Source organism: Planomonospora algeriensis (assembly GCF_977012225.1).
Map to the genome: position 1 here is coordinate 1 of NZ_CDRNDK010000981.1, position 824 is coordinate 824.

Annotated in this window: 1 protein-coding gene; it reads right to left on the reverse strand. The window is 71.1% G+C overall.

The features are described from left to right. Positions 1–7 precede the first annotated feature (7 nt). A partial coding sequence (locus ACWJ6R_RS37335; RefSeq protein ID WP_449066704.1) for an arginine deiminase occupies positions 8–824 on the reverse strand: 817 nt, incomplete at its 5' end.

Sequence of the window (824 nt, forward strand, 5' to 3'; positions counted from 1 at the left end):
CGGGCGGTCAGATGCCGTCGCGCTCGATCGGGCAGCTCATGCAGCGCGGGCCCCCGCGCCCCCGGCCCAGCTCGCTGCCCCGGATGGTGATCACCTCGACGCCGTTGGCGCGCAGGTGGTTGTTGGTGGTGGTGTTGCGCTCGTAGGCCACGACCACGCCCGGCTCCAGCGCCAGCACGTTGCAGCCATCGTCCCACTGCTCGCGCGCGGCGGCGTGCACGTCCTGGGTCGCGGTCAGCACCCGGATGCCGTCCAGGCCCAGTGCGGCCGCGATGGCCCGGTGCATGTCCTCCGGCGCGTGGTCGGTGATCTTGAGTTCCTTGTCGTTGTCGCCCGGCTCGATCGTGTAGGACGGCAGCATGCCCAGCCCGGCGTACTGGGTGAACGTCCCCTCGTCGATCTGGGTCATCACCGTGTCCAGGTGCATGAACGCGCGCGCCTTGGGCATGGCCAGCGCCACGATCCTGCTCGCCGAGCCCTGGGCGAACAGGCTGCACGCGAGCATCTCCACGGCCTGCGGCTGGGTGCGCTCGCTCATCCCGACCAGGACCGCGCCGCGGCCGATGACCAGTACGTCGCCGCCCTCGATGGTGGCCGGGGCGGCGGCCGTGCCGGGCATCCACACGCGGTAGCCGTTCTCGGCGCCGGGCCGGTCGTAGCCGCCGGCGAACAGCGGATGGTACCGGTAGACGGCCTCGTAGTTGACGGTCTCGCGTCGGCGGGCCTTCTTGCGCATCGCGTTGATCGAGACGCCGTCGTAGATCCAGCAGGAGGTGTCGCGGGTGAACAGGTGGTTGGGCAGCGGCGGCAGGACGAAGCCGTCC